At 58.2% G+C, this 16,530-nt stretch carries 13 protein-coding genes and 1 riboswitch; of the genes, 9 read left to right on the top strand and 4 right to left on the bottom strand.

Going from position 1 to position 16,530, the window contains the following annotated elements:
* Positions 1-516 precede the first annotated feature (516 nt).
* Positions 517-1,584, top strand: coding sequence for an anthranilate phosphoribosyltransferase (trpD, locus tag HMPREF2681_RS00550; RefSeq protein ID WP_049190496.1), 1,068 nt, complete (start codon positions 517-519; stop codon positions 1,582-1,584).
* Here trpD and HMPREF2681_RS00545 read toward each other — a convergent pair.
* The gene (locus HMPREF2681_RS00545; protein WP_049170245.1) at positions 1,581-3,170 is read right to left on the bottom strand and encodes a DEDD exonuclease domain-containing protein; all 1,590 of its coding nucleotides are present in this window, start codon (positions 3,168-3,170) and stop codon (positions 1,581-1,583) included. The two genes, trpD and HMPREF2681_RS00545, sit on opposite strands and share 4 nt — an antisense overlap.
* Positions 3,171-3,583: 413 nt before the next feature.
* Positions 3,584-3,726, top strand: a riboswitch (cyclic di-AMP (ydaO/yuaA leader).
* A gap of 14 nt (positions 3,727-3,740) precedes the next feature.
* Between HMPREF2681_RS00545 and HMPREF2681_RS00540 the strand changes: the two genes are divergently transcribed.
* The 7 genes from HMPREF2681_RS00540 (at position 3,741) to HMPREF2681_RS00510 (ending at position 10,958) form a co-directional block, all read left to right on the top strand.
* The gene (locus HMPREF2681_RS00540) at positions 3,741-4,319 is read left to right on the top strand and encodes a C40 family peptidase (protein WP_048731217.1); all 579 of its coding nucleotides are present in this window, start codon (positions 3,741-3,743) and stop codon (positions 4,317-4,319) included.
* A 346-nt stretch (positions 4,320-4,665) separates the two neighbouring features.
* Positions 4,666-5,736, top strand: a complete 1,071-nt coding sequence (locus HMPREF2681_RS00535) for an NlpC/P60 family protein (protein ID WP_353797117.1) — start codon at positions 4,666-4,668, stop codon at positions 5,734-5,736.
* A 53-nt stretch (positions 5,737-5,789) separates the two neighbouring features.
* On the top strand, positions 5,790-6,944 hold the full coding sequence (locus HMPREF2681_RS00530) for a glycosyltransferase family 4 protein (RefSeq protein WP_049190492.1): 1,155 nt from the start codon (positions 5,790-5,792) through the stop codon (positions 6,942-6,944).
* Between the two features lie 9 nt (positions 6,945-6,953).
* Positions 6,954-7,967, top strand: a complete 1,014-nt coding sequence (locus tag HMPREF2681_RS00525) for an ROK family glucokinase (RefSeq protein WP_049170251.1) — start codon at positions 6,954-6,956, stop codon at positions 7,965-7,967.
* A 102-nt stretch (positions 7,968-8,069) separates the two neighbouring features.
* Positions 8,070-8,861: a lysophospholipid acyltransferase family protein gene (locus HMPREF2681_RS00520; protein WP_049170252.1), complete on the top strand. Its 792-nt coding sequence runs from the start codon at positions 8,070-8,072 to the stop codon at positions 8,859-8,861.
* 151 nt (positions 8,862-9,012) lie between these two features.
* The gene (locus HMPREF2681_RS00515; protein ID WP_016423018.1) at positions 9,013-9,504 is read left to right on the top strand and encodes a polyadenylate-specific 3'-exoribonuclease AS; all 492 of its coding nucleotides are present in this window, start codon (positions 9,013-9,015) and stop codon (positions 9,502-9,504) included.
* 68 nt (positions 9,505-9,572) lie between these two features.
* A complete protein-coding gene (locus HMPREF2681_RS00510) occupies positions 9,573-10,958 on the top strand; it encodes a class II 3-deoxy-7-phosphoheptulonate synthase (RefSeq protein WP_049182155.1) in 1,386 nt (461 codons plus the stop codon).
* 72 nt (positions 10,959-11,030) lie between these two features.
* Here the strand turns inward: HMPREF2681_RS00510 and HMPREF2681_RS00505 are convergent, their stop codons facing one another.
* The gene (locus HMPREF2681_RS00505) at positions 11,031-13,403 is read right to left on the bottom strand and encodes a PASTA domain-containing protein (protein ID WP_070545617.1); all 2,373 of its coding nucleotides are present in this window, start codon (positions 13,401-13,403) and stop codon (positions 11,031-11,033) included.
* Between the two features lie 79 nt (positions 13,404-13,482).
* Here HMPREF2681_RS00505 and HMPREF2681_RS00500 point away from each other — a divergent pair, with 79 nt between their 5' ends.
* Positions 13,483-13,857 (top strand): Rv2175c family DNA-binding protein, encoded by a 375-nt coding sequence (locus tag HMPREF2681_RS00500; RefSeq protein ID WP_005510311.1) that lies wholly within the window; start codon positions 13,483-13,485, stop codon positions 13,855-13,857.
* Positions 13,858-13,887: 30 nt separating this feature from the next.
* Here HMPREF2681_RS00500 and HMPREF2681_RS00495 read toward each other — a convergent pair whose 3' ends face one another.
* Positions 13,888-14,868: a phytoene/squalene synthase family protein gene (locus tag HMPREF2681_RS00495; RefSeq protein ID WP_016423016.1), complete on the bottom strand. Its 981-nt coding sequence runs from the start codon at positions 14,866-14,868 to the stop codon at positions 13,888-13,890.
* Positions 14,869-14,874: 6 nt separating this feature from the next.
* On the bottom strand, positions 14,875-16,491 hold the full coding sequence (locus tag HMPREF2681_RS00490; RefSeq protein ID WP_049190488.1) for an alpha-(1->6)-mannopyranosyltransferase A: 1,617 nt from the start codon (positions 16,489-16,491) through the stop codon (positions 14,875-14,877).
* Positions 16,492-16,530: the final 39 nt, after the last annotated feature.

Here is a 16,530-nt window from a genome sequence, read left to right as displayed (position 1 = left end):
TTAAGGAGTAGTCACGTTGCAACCCCCGTTTTTGTATAAAAATTCCTAAAATCCCAGGTCGCGAGGAAAGGTTTCTGAGAATTTCACTAATTTTTCCCCCTGATGGGAACTTTCCGGTGTCTTTATCCGACGCGGGCGAATTCGAGGGTTTGGTTGTGCTGAGTTGCGCGGTGTCCATCCCCTGGACTGCCAGGTTCACCTCCGGTGAACCTGGGTTAGCGATACTGCGACATCAGTTGTCGGTTAGTTTATCGCAGGTTCGGCTCTGTTTAATATCGTATTTTTCCAGTTGCCCCAATGGGGGTGAGATTTTCGGTGAACGCAAAAGGTGGACCTGGTGATGCGCTGGATATATGGGGGAGGTATCTTGTCTTATTACGTACATCACGGTGGGATTTTTTTCAACAGCCCTGTGATGTGGTGCGCCTGGTGGGCGGGATAGCCAGCAGTACCTAGGTGCAGTTGTATTAATAAAGTACGAATACAGACTTGACTATCTAGTGGAAGGGAGTGGCGATGAGCGAGATCGGCGATAAGAGGGCGGTCGAAAACTGGCGCCATGTTCTCTCCACGATTGGCGCTGGCCGCGAAGTTTCCGGTGAGGGCATTCGATTCGCCATGGATCAAATCATGTCCGGTGCTTCCGGAGACGTGCAGACCGCAACGTTTGCTTTCGGTCTCCTCGCCAAGGGGATTACGGCTGCCGAGCTCGATGCTGCGGCTGAGGGCATGCTTTCATTTGCCCGCCCAGTTCATGATCCACAGCTCGCCGGTGTTATTGAGCGCGGTGCAGTCGATATCGTCGGCACCGGTGGTGATGGCGCAAATACCGTCAACATCTCCACGATGTCCATGATTGTTATCGCGGCCAGCGGTGTGCCGGTGCTCAAGCACGGTAACCGCGCGGCTTCCTCGAAGTCGGGCGGAGCTGACATGCTGGAGGCCTTTGGCATCGACATTGAGAACGGTCTCGTTACTTCTCCGGAACATCCGGATTTCTACGTGCGCTTCCTCTTTGCCGCTCGCTTTCATCCGGCCATGCGCTTCGCTGGACCGGTGCGTAAGGAGCTAGCGGTTCCGACAGTCTTCAACCTGTTGGGGCCGCTGACGAATCCAGCACGCCCGCAGGCGAGCTTGATTGGCTGTGCCTTCGAAGATCAGATGGAGACGATGGCGGACACCTTCGCCCGCCGTGGTCAGCGCGCGCTGGTGGTTCGCGGAAGCGATGGCCTCGACGAGATTACCGTTACTGGCCCCACCAAGGTCTTTATTGTGGAAAACGGTGGAGTTGCCGAAGATGCCATCGATCCACATGACTATGGCATGGAGTACTCCGAAATTGACGCGCTGCGTGGCGGTGACCCTGCTTACAACGCTGATGTTGCACGTCGCATTTGGGCTGGCGAGCTCGAAGGCCCGATTCGCGATGCAGTCATCCTTAACTCCGCCGCCGCAATCGCCATTTCGCGTGGTCTGAGTGGCCGTCCGCTAAAGGAAGCTATGGCCGACTCCATTGAAGAGGTCAAGGAAACGCTCCAGTCGGGGCTGTGCTTGGACATCCTTACCGCGGCGATGAAGGGTTAAGGTTCGCGTCGCGCTTCACGACGTGCTTGCTGCGCGTCAATTGCCCACTGAAGGTATTTTCCTGCGCCTAACCTAGGGTAGGAATACTCGCCTCCGGTGGGCTTTATTCGTACCTCCGGGCGCTGCAGCCATTTCCAGATAATACTGAGTTCATCAATCGATGCTCCTTTATATAAGGAATCATCTGGAGTGACTGTTTGGGCTGAACTCTCCATGAGCTCGATGATGTAGTTCATTTCCGCGCCACGTGGTGCGGTGCTGGCGCCGGCCAACCTGCCGTAGCGAATTTCCGCTAGATGCCAGCCGCCATTGCCATCGGGGAAAGCGGCTTGCAGAGATGGGATGGCGGCAAGCATGCTCAGGCGCTGCTGCTTGTCCAAGCTGATAATGAACTCCGCGGCGCGGTCACGTTGCACTGCCGCGCGTTGGAAGCGGTGTGCTTCGGCAAGTGCTGATATCTCTGCAATCATGTCTGCGATCTCGTCTGCGCCGGTGGTGGAGATCTGAGCGGTTGTTATCGCAAAGTCGTCGTTAAGCGCGGAGAACCTGTCGCGGATGGCAGTAGCGGTGTCGCGCGTGCGGAAAGGACCTAGGCTGCGGGCGTCGGTGACTGCCCGGCTAATCTTGGCAGGCCGACCGGGGCTAGTGGGGACGATGTACCAGCCGCGGGTTGGTTCGGTGCGTTGTCGGTTGTAGGGCGGACGGAGTGCAGAGATCAGACGAGCCTCGCGAATTTCTGCAGCGAAGCCGTGCGGGCACTCGATGATCTCGACGCGTTCGGCTAGAGAGACCATTTCCGTAATCTTGCGACGAGAATCAGTACCGTTGAAATACTGCAGAAGTCTACGTCGCAAATCGAGAGCTGTACCTATATATAAGGGGTCGTCATTTCTTGACCGAAAAACATAGACACCAGGGGTGTGCGGAGCTCCATCGGCAAGGTGCCGTTTAGCACGAACCTCTGGAGCGACGGTGGGCGAGTAGTGCACTAGCTCGGACGCTGTTTGTACTTCATCGCCAGCTAGTCTCTCCACGAGGTAGTGAAGGACGTCGACGGTTGCGATTGCGTCGTCAAGCGCCCGGTGGGTGGGGCGATTCGGAGAACCGACGTACCGTGCGAGCTGTGAGAGCTTGAAACTGCCAACTTGTGAGCGGTCGAGGACGCGACGCGCCAACGTGAGGGTGTCTACGACACTGGGGCTCGGCCAATCTAGGCCCAAATCTGTGCAAGCCTGGCGGAGGAATCCAATATCGAACTTGGCATTATGCGCAACCCAGACGCTTCCCCGGGCAAATTCGAGGAACTGAGTAATAACTGTGCCGAGCTGTGGGGCGGTTTCAACATCGGCGGTAGTGATGCCGGTCAGAGATGTGATGTGGTCGGGGATCTCCATACCGGGGTCGATGAAGCTGGAAAAGGTGCCAATTGTCTTACCGCCACGGGTTTTGATGGCCCCAATTTCAATGATGTGGTCGTTTTTGGCCTTCAATCCGGTCGTTTCCAGGTCTACGACGACAAAGGTGGTGTTGAAAAGAGAATCATCGACGGTGCCTTCGAGAGGGAAGTGCTGTTGTCCTGAATCCACGTCAATAATCCTATGCTGAGCGCTCCTAGTGGTGTTAAAACTGTGAAACTTGAGCAAATTGAGCTGTTGCAAGCTGGAGTGTGACATAAAACACGTTTTGAGCCCGCGATAAAAATGTGTCGACTTTAAGGCATTAAGTGTAAAGTTCTCGGCGGACTTCAAAATGCCAGGTAGTGACACGTTTATCAAACTGTTATTATTCCGCTATAGGGGGAGTGTTTAGTTGTAACAGCTTGGTAACGGTTTAGTTCTATCGATGGTAACAACCGGGCCTCGAGCGGTTTTCTGGACAAACGGCTAGACAAAACTTGATGCCATTTCGTAACCTTATCGAGACATTGAAACGGGGCCACTGAGTTGGTGCCGGTCATTGATAAGAAAACACAGAGCCTTATCGAAGGTCCTGAGGGTCTAAGTAGTGAGAGCCTCAGGGGATTCGAGCCGGGGACCCACCTCGAACCATGGGGTGAATCCCAAAGGGAAATCCCGGAGGGTAGGAAGTCTTCCATTCTTCCGAACCCGTCAGCTAACCCGGTCGGCTAAACAGGAAGATTTTGGAGTTTCAAAACAATGGGCAAGCACCACCGCCGTTCTAACTTTGCACGCAACGCAGTCGCATTTGGCGCAACTGTCGCCGGCGTTACCGCTCTCGCAGTTCCGACCGCTAACGCTAACCCGCTGAACGACATCCAGGGCGCACTGAACGGCTTCGATACCCCGCAGGTTGCAGGTATGCAGGATGTTGTTGGCAAGTTCAACGACATCGCAGGTGAGGTTACCTCCGGCAGCGTTGCAAACGTTGCAGCACCGTCCACCGGTTCGGCTATCGTCTCCGCTGCACGTTCCAAGATCGGTTCCCCGTATGTGTGGGGCGCTACCGGTCCGAACTCTTTCGACTGCTCCGGTCTGACCTCCTGGGCATACCAGCAGGTCGGTAAGTCGATCCCGCGTACCTCCCAGGCGCAGGCTTCCCAGGGTACCGCGGTCTCCAGCCCGGCACTGGGTGACATCGTTTCCTTCTACTCTGGCGCTACCCACGTCGGCATCTTCTCCGGCAACGGCAACGTGATTCACGCTCCGCAGTCCGGCGATGTCGTCAAGGAAGCTCCGATGAACTACATGCCGGTTCACAACTTCGTCCGCTTCTAATCTGTTTGAACGGATGACAACCTGCGGGGCCTTGATGCCCCGCAGAGCCTTGGCTCTCTTTTTACCGAGGGGGCACTGAGGCGAGCGCCCGGGTGCTGACGCTATGCGCGTCGTAAAGCACTATAGGGGCACTCGCCTCATTTTTTGTTTTTCTACTGCGGTTACGCAATGCGTGGAGTCGAAGGGCTATCCTGGTTACTCCCTTTGGATACCCCTTTGTGCTGGCGGTTTGTCGGTGTGTTGTTCCGCGGCAAGGCTGCTACAATTTGCTCGAATGCGTCAAGTGGTTTGATGTTTTGTTTTTCGGGGAAGAAATTTGAATACACAACTTGAAAAGGGTTTGGATTTGTCGCGTCACCGTGCCTCTCGCCGTCGCCACAACTCTCGTCGCGGTGTAGTCGGGCTTACGGTCGTGACTGGGCTAACCTTTGGCTCCGTAGGTTTGGCGCCGATTGCCTCTGCGCAGGATGAACAGCCAGCCCCGGATCTGGCTACTGCAGACGGCATTATTGCAGAGCTGGAGAAGATTTCTCGGGATACCGAAGCGGTTTCTGAGGAAGTTACCGAGCTGGATTCTCAGGTTCAGGCCAAGGAAGAGGAACTCCGGCACGCCGAAGGGGAACTGAAGCACTCTGAGGATCAGGTTCTCCGAGCACAGGATAATCTCAAGGCGCTCTCTGGTGAGATTTCCTACTTCGCGAAGAAGCGGATGCGTGGTGAAATCGTCGACCCATTGTCTGCCGCCCTGGGATCTTCCAGTGCTCAGGACGCTATCGACCGTGCCGGCTACATCAACAAGATGTTCCGCGACAACGATGAAGTCGTCAGCCGTGCGGTGCAAGCCCGCAAGGATGCCGAGGATGGCAAGGCCAATGCGCTGCGTCTGCAGGGCGATATCCGCAAGCAGCTCGATGACCTGGCCAAGCGCCGCGATGATTTGGACAAGCGCAGCGCCGAATTTGATGAGCGCGCCGAGCATGTCAAGTCCATGGTTGAATCGCTGAGCCCCGAACAGCGGGAAATCTGGATTTCCAAGAACAACCCAATTACCGAAGGGTTGGACAAACTGCTCGGATCTTCCGCCGCAGTTGATGCCGCGATGTCGAAGCTGGGTTCCCCGTACTCGTGGGGAGCTGCTGGTCCCTCCGCATTCGACTGCTCCGGCCTGATGTACTGGGCGTACCAGCAGATTGGTAAGTCCATCCCGCGGACCTCGCAGGCACAGCTCGCCGGTGGTACTCCGGTGAGCCGCGACCAGCTGCAGCCGGGCGACATCATCGGTTACTACCCGGGAATCACGCACGTGGGCATGTACATCGGCAATGGTCAGATTGTCCATGCTTCCGACTACGGTATTCCAGTCCAGGTCGTTTCCATCGACCAAGGTGGCCCGTACCAAGGCGCTGTCCGCTTCTAACTAGCGGCAGGTGACCTCGCGTCCTTTTAGTCAAGGTAGATAAACTCGGCTCCATGTCTGCGCGCGTACTGCTCATTACGAATGACTTCCCGCCTCGCGATGGTGGAATCGAGTCCTACCTGCGTGATTTCTGTGCTCGTTTGGATCCGGAGAACCTCGTAGTCCTCGCGTCCTCGCGAGCCCCCGAAGAAAAGCTCCGCGCCTACGACGAGTCGCTACCGTACCGTGTTTATCGCATGCGTGATTCCGTGCTGCTGCCACTGCCGCACGTAGCTCGTCGCGCCGCTCAGATTATTCGCACCGAACGCATTGACACCGTATGGTTTGGTGCCGCCGCGCCACTTGGTTTGCTTGCCGACGCATGCCGTCGCGCAGGTGCCACCCGCATCGTTGCTACCACTCACGGACATGAAGTGGGCTGGTCGATGCTGCCATTGGCCCGCCAGATGCTGAGGCGCATTGGTAAGAGCTCCGATGTTGTGACCTATATTTCCCGCTACACCCGTGGTCGATTTGCGGCAGCCTTTGGTCCGCAAACAGCATTTGAACGCCTGCCTTCCGGTGTCGATATCGAGCGATTTTCCCCGGACCCCGAGGCGGGACAGAAGATCCGGCAGCACCACGGAATCGGTGAGTCCCAGCCGCTTATCGTCTGTATTTCTCGGCTAGTGCGCCGAAAAGGCCAAGATATGCTGATTCGCAGCATGCCTAAGGTTCTTGAGCAGCACCCGGATGCCAGGTTGCTGATCGTGGGCGTTGGTCCGTTGAACCGAGAATTGAAAAAGCTGGCAGTAAAGCTCGGGGTCTCCGAGCAGGTTATTTTTGCCGGCAAGGTCTCTTATGATGACCTCCCCGCCTATTACAATGCGGCCAGCATTTTTGCCATGCCCGCCCGAACCCGCGGACGTGGCCTCGATGTAGAAGGCCTCGGCATTGTCTACTTGGAAGCACAGGCCTGCGGTGTCCCTGTCATAGCTGGCAAGTCTGGTGGCGCCCCGGAGACAGTTATCGATGGCGAAACTGGCATCGTTGTCGACGGGGCCTCGAAGCGCAGCGTCGCCACCGGGCTGGTTGAGATTTTGGATAATCCGGAGCGCGCGGCGGCGATGGGAGCCTGTGGTCGGGAGCATGTTGTGCAGTCGTGGACCTGGGAGGTCATGGCTGCTCGGGCTCGCCGAATTCTCCGAACCTGCGCAATCCCTTTATAATCAACTGTTATGTCCACCGATATTCCGATTCATCCGAACTCAGACGAGTCCGACGCCGCTGATCGCCCGGCTATCGGTTTTGATATTGGTGGAACAAACCTGCGCGCTGCAGTGGTCAGCGCTGATGGGCAGGTGCTGTATCGAGTTCAGACCAGTTCTGATGGCAGTGTGGATGCCATTGAACGTGGCATTGTCCAGACATCCGAGCGCTTGGTTGAACGCTTTCCAGATGTCAGCGCCATCGGTTTAGCTGTAGCTGGTTTTTTGGATTCTGACCGCCAGACGGTTCGTTTTGCCCCGCATCTGCCGTGGCGCGATGCGAACGTCGTCAAGCGTTTATCCTTGCTTCTCCCATGTCCGCTGCAGCTTGAGCACGATGCCAACTCGGCCGCCTGGGGTGAGTATCGCTTTGGTGCGGCTCGCGGTGCGGATAATTGGGTGCTGTTTGCGCTGGGTACGGGAATCGGCGGCGCGATGATGCAGGGGGGTGAGATTTACCGTGGCGCGTACGGCACGGCGCCGGAATTCGGCCACCTCACCGTTGTGCCGGATGGTCGTCCCTGCTCCTGCGGAAAGCGTGGTTGCTTGGAGCGTTACTGCTCGGGTACGGCGTTGGTTACCACCGCTCAGGAACTCTCTGAATCCGGTCGCTACTTCTCGCGGCTTACCGACGGGCTCGTGGCCGGCTCGGTAACTGGTACCGATGTCGTCTCGGCTGCTCGCCAGGGGGATGAATTGGCTCTAGCTGCGATTGATGACTTTGCTACCTGGCTGGGGCGTGGCCTGTCGATGGTGGGCGATGTCTTTGATCCGGAATTGATTGTTATCGGTGGCGGTGTTGCCTCGGCGTCTGATCTATACCTGGACAAGGCCAAGGCCGAGTTTGCCCGCAATCTCACCGGCGCTGGCTATCGTCCGGTAGCGGATGTGCGGGTCGCTGAACTAGGTGCGGATGCTGGGTTGATTGGTGCGGCGGATATTGCGCGCAGCGTTGTGGCTGCCGAGGGTGCGACATCGTCGTAAAGCGTCAATTTGGGGATTGCAGGGGAATTCGCCCGCGAAAAGGTGGGGGAATGGCTGCGGAGATGGATCGTCGGACCAACTGAACCTGTATAGTTTTAAACTGTGAATAATCGCTGGTACAAGTTCTTTAAGTACATCCTCATTGGCCCTTGGCTGCGGATCTATAATCGCCCGTACTACATCGGTGGTGAGAAGATTCCTCAGGAAGGTCCAGCGCTGATGGCGTCGAACCACCTTGCTGTGATGGATCACTTTTTCTTCCCACTGGTCTGCCGTCGTCAGCTGACGTTCCTGGCGAAGGCGGAGTACTTCACCACGCCGGGCTTTGTCGGCGGTATCCAGAAGTTCTTCTTCTCCTCGGTGGGGCAGGTGCCGATTGACCGTACCTCTGGTGATGCAGCTCGCGATGCGCTGAACGCCGGCTTGAAGGTGCTGTCACGCGGTGACCTGCTGGGCATTTCCTTGGAAGGCACCCGTAGTCCCGATGGTCGACTGTACCGCGGTAAAACCGGTGCGGCACGTGTCGCGCTGGAGGCCGGTGTGCCGGTGTTCCCAATGGCGATGATTGATACGGAGAAAGCCAACCCGATTGGTTCGTGGATTCCTCGTCCGGTGAAGGTCGGCACGATTATCGGCGATCCGATTGATCCGTCGGAGTACAAAGCCAAGTACAGCGATGAGTATGAAGCGGCCAGGGCACTGACGGATGACCTGATTAAGGAAATTCAGAAGCTTTCTGGTCAGGAATATGTCGATGCTTACGCGACTGATGTGAAGAAGTCCTTGGAGGCCGGCACCGGCTATCCAGCGGGAACCGAACCGGGTGGAGAGCTCACTACTCCGGCTCCGGGGCCGAAGCCGACCCCTCGTCGCTGGTTCCGACGCGCTCGCTAGAATAATTAGGCGCAGATAGTTTTCGCGACAGTGGGGCTGCACACTTCCTATGGCGATTCGGTGCATGGGTAAGATTTGCTCGGTAGGGCTCCACGGTCTTTTGGTCGCGAGGTAGCCGACGCGAGGCCGAGGCTGGAGAGGATTCCACACCGTGCGTTATTTTTATGACACCGAGTTTATTGAAGACGGCAAGACTATTGATCTTGTCTCCATCGGTGTCGTAGCTGAGGACGGCCGCGAATACTACGCGGTGTCTACCGAGTTCAATGAGAGCAAGGCCGGCCCGTGGGTGCGGGCCAACGTGCTCAATCAGCTGCCCAACCCCTCATCTCCGCTGTGGAAGAACCGGGACACGATCCGCGAGGAACTGCTGGCATTTTTCACCGAACCCGGTACGGGCAGCCCAGAGCTGTGGGCTTGGGTAGGCGCCTACGATCACATTGCGTTGGTGCAGCTTTGGGGTGATATGACCAAGCTGCCGCAGTTCATGCCACGTTATACCCGTGAACTCAAGCAGTACTGGGAGATGGCGGGCAAGCCACGGTTGCCGAAACAGACTGCAGGTAAGCACGACGCGCTGGCAGATGCCCAGCACAATCTGCTGAAGTTTCAAAAGATTGCACAGAAGTTGCCGCTTGATTAAGCAACGGAATTCGAATATTTGGTGACCTGACTAACACCCTTCTGGCAGGGGCACTACAATGAACTTCTGTGAGTTGGACTATTGATCTCCCTGTAGATGACCTGCCCGATCTGCCACCGCTTCCCGGCGACATGGCTGAGCGCTTTGCTGATGTCGTATCCCGCCAAGCCCTACAGCAGCCAAGCTGGGATGCCCGCGCCGCTGCTAACGTGCGTCGCATTCTCGAATCGGTGCCGCCAATTGTGGTCGCGCCTGAGGTTCGTAAGCTTCGTCAGGAGCTTGCCGACGTCGCTAATGGTAAGGCCTTCCTGCTGCAGGGCGGTGATTGTGCGGAGACCTTTGAGTCCAATACTGAGCCGCACATTCGCGCCAATGTGAAGACCTTGCTGCAGATGGCCGTTGTGCTGACCTACGGCGCATCCACCCCGGTTGTAAAGATGGCTCGTATCGCTGGTCAGTACGCTAAGCCGCGCTCGAAGGACATCGACGGCGACGGCTTGCTTAGCTACCGCGGCGACATGGTCAACGGCGTTGAGCCGACTGAAGAAGCTCGAGTTCACGACCCAGCTCGAATGGTGCGTGCTTACGCCAATGCGTCTGCGGCGATGAACCTGGTACGTGCACTGACAGGTTCGGGCACCGCTGACCTGCATCGTCTGCACGAGTGGAACCGTGAGTTCGTCAGCAACTCGCCGGCTGGTGCCCGCTACGAGGACCTGGCACGCGAGATTGATCACGCACTGCGGTTCATGGCTGCCTGTGGTGTTGCGGACTCGAACCTGCAGACCGCGCAAATTTACTGCTCGCATGAGGCACTGGTTGTTGACTACGAGCGCGCTATGCTGCGCCTGTCTGAAAACGATGGCAATCAGGAGCTGTTCAACCTCTCCGCGCATCAGCTGTGGATTGGTGAGCGCACCCGTGGTATTGAGGACTTCCACATCAACCTGGCTGCCATGATTGGCAACCCCGTCGGTGTGAAGATTGGCCCGACCACCACGCCGGAGGAGGCTGTCGCTTACGCCGACAAGCTCGACCCGTTCTTCCAGCCTGGTCGCCTGACCCTGACTTCGCGTCTGGGCAATGACAAGGTTCGCTCCGTGCTGCCTCCCATCGTTGAGGCTGTGGAAGCTTCTGGTCATAAGGTCATTTGGCAGTGCGATCCGATGCACGGCAACACTTACTCGGCCTCCAATGGTTACAAGACCCGCCACTTCGACCGCATTGTCGACGAAGTTCAGGGCTTCTTCGAGGTGCACCGCTCGATCGGCTCGCACCCGGGTGGTATCCACGTGGAGCTGACCGGCGAAGATGTCACTGAGTGCCTCGGTGGCGCGCAGGACATTTCCGATGTCGATCTGCCAGGCCGTTACGCATCCGCCTGCGACCCGCGTTTGAACACTCAGCAGTCGCTGGAGCTGGCCTTCCTGGTTGCCGAGATGCTGCGCAACTAGTTGCAACCAGCTCAGCTAGGTACAACTAGCCCAGCTAGTGCAGCACCGCACTCAGTAGAGCGCCGCACTTTTTTACAGAGTGCTGACCGAAATGCTGTCACCCGCCGTGGCCTTAGCGCCCGGTCGGGGTGACTGCAATACGATGCGATCGTCATCGTTCGCAGAGCCGTCGATGTCGAGCTGAAGATGCTGTTTCTCCGCTTCACGACGTGCCTGCGCAACAGTTTTACCCAGCAGCTGCGGAACCTTCACTGCTCTGGACACGGTCAGCGTGACAGTCGCATCATTGGGGTTAACCAGACGACCTGCACTCGGTGAGACTGCGTCGACACGGCCGTAGTCGCGCGAGGAGGAGGACGCGTCCTTTACTTCGCTTACCTCAATGCCCTCGCGCTGCAGTATTTGGCGAGCAGTATCTTCCGACTTGCCCACTACATTGGGCACTTCGATGCCGTTGTTAATGGTCAACGTCACAGAACTACCGCGTTCGAGGCCAGTGCCTTCCTCAGGAGACACGGAAAGAACCTCTTCCGGCTCAGCAGAGGAGGAGAACTCCGCCGATACCTCCCGGACTTCCAGCCCGGCCTTGCTCAACAGCTCACGAGCTTCATCCTCTTGAAGCCCCACGATTTTTGGCACCTTCACCGGTGCTGGCCCCTTGGAGTAATGCACAGTCACAACTGAGCCAACTTCGACGGTCTGTCCTGGAGCAGGAACCGCATATACCAAGCCGCCGGTGGAGACATCATCGGAAAAGACGGGGTCTCCGACCTCTTCTTTCAACGTCCGCTTAGCTAGGGCAGCACTGAACACTTCCTTTGAGTGGTTCGCGGGATATGCGGGCACAGTCGGGCGGCCGAGGCTGACCAGCACGCGAACATCATCACCGCGGACAACCCGCGCTCCAGCCAGGGGGTCCGAGCCAATAATCTGGGACACTGCGACATCGTTGTCGTAGCGCTTATCAACCACCGGTTCAAAGCCCGCCTCACTGATTGCGGTCATCGCCTGTGGTTGCGACAGCCCAGTGATAGAGGGCACTTCGCCGTAACGGCCAGAGCCCAGCCACCACGCGCCAAGCCCCATGCCCAACGTGGCAACCAGGGCGATAATCAGCCACAATGCACATCCACGGCGCGTCCGCTGTCGGGTAGCTCGACGGCTCTTAGGCGTCTGAGTCTGAGCAGATCGCGGCTGCGGATGCTGTGGGTGCTGTGGGCCCTGAGTGTCCGGCGGCAGCGGATATTCCGGAGCGCCTGGAACGTCGGCTGGTACGAGAGCTCCACCAGACGGCTCCGGGGATTCCCAGCCAGGGGGGTTGTACTCGTCATAGCGATCGAAAGTGCGTGTCCGCCCCGCATCCGGGTCGTCGAAATCATCGAAAACGTTTGGTGGTCCCGGTGGTCGGGAAGAAACGGGGCTACCGGGTGCGTCCGTCGAGAAGCCATAGCCGTCGTGACCGAAGCGCTCGGGTGCCGTCTCTGCGGTGCCGTGTCTGTCATCGAAATGGTCGTTGCCCGGTCGGTGGAAGTCCTCTGTGAGCCCCTCCATGGCGGCAGCGTTGGCGGCTGCTGAATTGACGGGCGACGGCACGCGGAATGGTGGCAGCGCGAGTTTGTCCGCAATGTCTTCGAGTGCGTCACCGAATTCCTCGGCCGTCTCAAACCGATCCTCCGGCCTGCGGGAACAAGCGCGGGCGACCAACTCGTCGAACTCCTCGGGAACGCCGTCGATGAACTCCGAGGGTGGCGGGACATCTTCGTTCAATCGCTTCATGGCAACGCCGAGCGAAGAATCGGCGATGAATGGCGTGGTGCCGGTAAGCAGCTCAAAGAGCAAAATACCCGCCGCATACACATCGGATGCAGGGGAGATGGATTCACCCGTGACCTGCTCCGGAGCCAGATAAGCGACGGTGCCGACGATGACCGAGTTAGAGGTCACCTTGGCATCAGCGGCCGCGCGCACTAGACCGAAGTCCGCCAGCTTCACTCGCCCGTCCGAGGCAATCAGCACATTTTCCGGCTTGATATCTCGGTGCACCATGCCGCGGGAATGCGCCACCGATAGGGCGCGCAGAACTGAGCGCATCACGACGGCAGCTGCATGCGGAGGCATCGGACCGCGCTGACGGAGCAGTTCGCGGAGGGTCCCACCGTCGACGAATTCCATAATGAGGAAAACATGCCCCGCCGGGTCCGTGCCCTGGTCGTAGACGTTGACAAGCGACTCGTCATTGAGGTGCGCGACCGCGCGGGCCTCACGTTCGAAGCGGATGCGGAAAGACTCGTCGTCGACAAAACGCGGATCCATGACCTTTGCGGCCACCCTGCGATCGAGCCGCAAATCGGTGGCGCAGTACACGGTGCTCATGCCACCGTGTGCGATGGTGGCTCCGATGCGGTAGCGACCATCGAGAATCTGCCCCTCGACAAGCTGCGACATAAACCAGCCTTCCCTGTTCCAATCAGTTGCTTCTAATAAGTATATGGGGACGTACCTACTGCAAGGCCAACGCGCTAAAGTGACCAGTGTGAGAAAGATTCCAACTTGCCACGATGTCCTGAGCGCCGACGAACCCACTCTTGCGCTGCCCGATGCCGCTGACCTCATTGGCGTCACCGTCACTCGAATTCACGCGTTGCTGCAGGAGGGTCGCCTTATTGCAGTCCACCGCGACGGCATTGCACAAATTCCCGCCCGCTTCTTTGAAGATGATGAGGTCGCGCGTTTTGTACCTGGCGCACTCGCATTGCTTGCCGACGGCGGCTACACGCGAGAAGAAACGCTGGAGTGGCTATTCACCGAAGATGAATCTCTGCCTGGACGTCCGGTGGACGCCCTGCACGGTCACCTTGCACGCGAAGTAATGCGCCGCGCACAGGCTATGGCGTTGTAAAGACCCGGACGGCGTCCTACGCCCGCCGTCCTACGCCCGCGATAGCTCCTGTCGTAATCGCCCGGCCACTGCTGTGAAAAGCAGCGGGAGGGCGATTTTTGCTTTTCGAGCGCGTCCCACTTGAGCGCGTTGCGCAAAGACGTTGTAGTTCATGCGCTCAATTTCGCCGAGAATGTCTGAGTAGAGAATCTCCGCGGCACGGATAGCCTGACGCCCTGGCACCTCTAACATGTCCACGCCGCTGCTGGCTTCGGCATAGAGTGCGCGGTTGCGAGCGATGAAGAAGGCCAATGCCTGACGTACCGCCGGGGTCGTCTGTCCCGTGGCGGCACAGTAGCCGATCTCCTCGGTACCCACTCCGAAGGCCTCCCACTCATTCAGTGGTAGGTAAATACGGCCACGGCGAAAATCCTCGGCGATGTCGCGGAGGAAATTCGTCACCTGAAAGGCTTTTCCCAGGAGCTCTGCGTAGGGAGTGGCTTCCTCGCGGGAGACCCCTGCGCGGGTGCCTAGGATGGGCATCATCTCAAGGCCGATGACTGCTGCGGAGCCCCACATATACGAGTCGAGTTGCTCCCATGTTTCAAAATGCGCAATGTGGCACGATGTGTCGGGCACGTCCATCAACATGGAGTGAACAAAGTCCGCAGAGAGCTGTGGATCGATGTCGTAGTCGCGAAAAGTCTGTGCGGCCGCCGAGATGACGGCACGGTCGCGGTCGCGGTGGACGTCGTCAAGCGAACCGATGACGACAGCTGAGTGGAAAAGCTCGCTTAAACGTGTGACCGTGGCTTCGATGTGCGTGGGGGAGCGGTCGGCGTCGGCGGGGCAGTCGACGTAGTCATCGACGATGCGTGCCCAGGCGTAGAGAGACCACACCGCACGCTGTTGGCGGGGTGCCAATAGTCGCGTGGCCAGGGAATACGTGCGACCGTGGGAGGCCATAATATCGCGGCAGAGCTCGTAGGACTGTGGCAGCGCGATGGTCGAGAGAGGCTGTGGGGTGGGCATGGACAACTATGCGACCTCGGTCGACCGCGACAGGGGCGCCACCGTGGAATCCGTGTCTGCGGCGGTTTTATCGTCACGCCACGGGTACTTCCAGCTGAATTTTCCAGTGGTCAGCCAGCCGACGGCCAGCCAGCCGAGAACGGTAATGATAACCATCCAGGGCACGTCGTAGAAGCGGTGATTGCCGCCGCCGGCGAAGGACAGCGACAGGATGAATGTGAACAACACGGTGCCTTGAACCACCCATCGTGGCGGGCGAATCGTTCCCATGGGAGTCAATAAGCTGGCGTAGTACCAGGGAAGTGCCACGGCATTAAATACGCAGGCCACCACGTAGGCGGCAATCATGCCAGCGACATTGTTACGAGGGGTGGCTCGGAAGTAGAACCAGGAGATCACGAGTCCCACCAGCATGATGATGGAGGAGACCACGCGTGTGTGGCTGACGATGACATTGAAACCGATGTCGTCGTTGAACCACGCCGTGACGCCCGAGATCACACCAGCGACCGCTGACGGTGCTGCCAGGGGGTTAATCACCTTGGTATTGCCACTGATCTCGGAAATCCAGCCCCAGCTCGAGCCGGTCAGCCACGTCACCACTGCAAGCGTGCCGACGCAAACTGCGACCAACACGATGCCCACACCGGCAATCGCCGGAATCTTGCGCAGCATCTCTTGAACCGTGGCGATGGGCTCGCGCCTGGTCAACACAATCCACACGACGAAGGGCAGCGCCAGGACAGCGGTGGCTTTCAGCGCGACGCCAATTCCGATGAGGACAGCAGCGACCAGGCCACCCCGCATGCGCTCCATGTGCAGTGCGGCGACTAGTGCCAGGCTGACCAATCCGACCATCAGTGCCTCGTTGTGCATACCCGCAATCAGATGCAGTAGCACCAGTGGATTGAGCACACCGAGCCACTGTGCGAAAGCCGGATTTGCTCCAAGCTCCCGGGCGATTCGCGGGATCGACCAGACAATGGCGGCGAAGCCCAGCAGACACACAATGCGGTAGAGAATCACGCCGACGGTGATGTTGTCGCCGACAATCCGCGTGATGACCTCGCCAATTCCCAGATGCAGCGGGCCATACGGGGTGGTGGTATTCCGCCAATCTGCGGATACCTCCAGCAGCATCGGCCCTGGATTGGCTGCAGCTCCCTCAGTGTAGGGATCAAACCCATCGCGGACCATCGCGCCCTGCATGAGATACGAATAGACATCGCGAGAGAACAGCGGTGCGGCCAGCGCGAGGGGAATTGCCCAGGCCATCAGGATTGAATTGAACCGACGCAACGTGGACTCATCGCCGCCAGCGTTCGCTGGAACCGCAGCGTCTGCTGCGTCGCCATCATGGGCAGAACCGGCCACAATGTCCCGGATGGTCCCCTTCGAGAACAGCAGTTCCCGCCCGATGCGCAGCCACGAGATAAGCAGCAGGGCGATACCTACCCAAATCACAATCTCACAGAAAATCTGACCGTGACCGTAGGTGATCCAGTCGAGTCCCAGAGCGTGGACAAGGCCGCCACGGTAGCGATTCGCACCGGAACCGTAGGAGCCCAGAGCAATGAGGATGCCACCGTAGACACCCAGCTGAGCACTCCGCGATAAATTCATGTCAACCTAAACAATCGATACATTGCTGATGCATTAATC

This window comes from Corynebacterium sp. HMSC064H12, assembly GCF_001809925.1.
In the GTDB taxonomy this organism is placed as follows: Bacteria; Actinomycetota; Actinomycetes; order Mycobacteriales; family Mycobacteriaceae; genus Corynebacterium; species Corynebacterium jeikeium_D.
Note: the sequence above shows the minus strand (reverse complement) of the source record. Positions and strands in the feature narration are given on the sequence as shown.

Excerpts from the sequence above, each read along its gene's own strand:
- trpD (WP_049190496.1), top strand. The coding sequence starts at position 517 with ATGAGCGAGATCGGCGATAAGAGGGCGGTCGAAAACTGGCGCCATGTT.
- HMPREF2681_RS00540 (WP_048731217.1), top strand. The coding sequence starts at position 3,741 with ATGGGCAAGCACCACCGCCGTTCTAACTTTGCACGCAACGCAGTCGCA.
- HMPREF2681_RS00530 (WP_049190492.1), top strand. The coding sequence starts at position 5,790 with ATGTCTGCGCGCGTACTGCTCATTACGAATGACTTCCCGCCTCGCGAT.
- HMPREF2681_RS00525 (WP_049170251.1), top strand. The coding sequence starts at position 6,954 with ATGTCCACCGATATTCCGATTCATCCGAACTCAGACGAGTCCGACGCC.
- HMPREF2681_RS00505 (WP_070545617.1), bottom strand. The coding sequence starts at position 13,403 with ATGTCGCAGCTTGTCGAGGGGCAGATTCTCGATGGTCGCTACCGCATC.
- HMPREF2681_RS00495 (WP_016423016.1), bottom strand. The coding sequence starts at position 14,868 with ATGCCCACCCCACAGCCTCTCTCGACCATCGCGCTGCCACAGTCCTAC.
- HMPREF2681_RS00490 (WP_049190488.1), bottom strand. The coding sequence starts at position 16,491 with ATGAATTTATCGCGGAGTGCTCAGCTGGGTGTCTACGGTGGCATCCTC.